The organism is Oceanospirillum linum (assembly GCF_001995095.2).
GTDB lineage: Bacteria > Pseudomonadota > Gammaproteobacteria > Pseudomonadales > Halomonadaceae > Oceanospirillum > Oceanospirillum linum.
Genome location: NZ_MTSD02000029.1, coordinates 1 through 721, shown reverse-complemented (window position 1 = coordinate 721; position 721 = coordinate 1). Strand labels below are relative to the sequence as shown.

The following is a 721-nucleotide window of genomic DNA, read 5'->3' as shown; positions in this document are numbered from 1 at the left end:
GCGTATCCTGGACCGCGGTCCAGAAGCCATGGTCCGGATATCAAAAAAGACTTCGGCACAAACGGGGCGACTATCTTCGAGTCCGGCAAATCGGATGTTCGACGTTTTAGATGACCGCGAAACTTTTGCGAAGCGTTGACTGTTGGAGCTGGACCCAGTCACAGACGCGGCGGTCCTCGATTCCTGCTTCGTCACTGCCGACTCGCTTGAAGCACTTAGAGTCGGCGATTATCAACGTTTTCTGGAATCTCGGATGCAGCGGCTCATCTCGCTGGAAAGAGCGTTCATGATGGTGAAAGGGGTTGTTCCATATGCTAGCGATGTGCCTGAAGTGAGTGCCATCGATGTCGAGGACTCCGTGCCGTTGTCGGAAGCTGTATCGGTTACAGATTTGCCGGAATGGGAAGCTCACGGACACTAAGCGCATCGAACCAAGAATCTGGAGGCTGCTCAGCTCACTGCCTACTGCTTGTGGCCGCCATCGGTCTATGCGCTTTCGTTCGCGACGATCTTGGACGGACCTTCTGACTCACTCAATCGGATTTTGCGAATGATCTCCTTCCACGTCGCGATCTCAGGTGCGTGTGCGTTATCTTCCCGGGAATCTGTTCGTGATTGGCTTCAACGCACACCTCCGGCAGAGGGGTCGGCAGGGTCATTGACAATCGATGTGTCGACTCCCTGCCACTTGAAGAAATAGAGGCCCATGAGAATGCACGTC

1 protein-coding gene is annotated in these 721 nt (G+C 54.4%); it reads left to right on the top strand.

Going from position 1 to position 721, the window contains the following annotated elements; translation table 11 throughout:
- Window positions 1–142 precede the first annotated feature (142 nt).
- Window positions 143–421 carry a hypothetical protein gene (locus tag BTA35_RS17785; RefSeq protein ID WP_139363695.1) on the top strand — a complete coding sequence of 93 codons (279 nt, stop codon included), beginning with the start codon at window positions 143–145 and terminating at the stop codon, window positions 419–421.
- Window positions 422–721 lie beyond the last annotated feature (300 nt).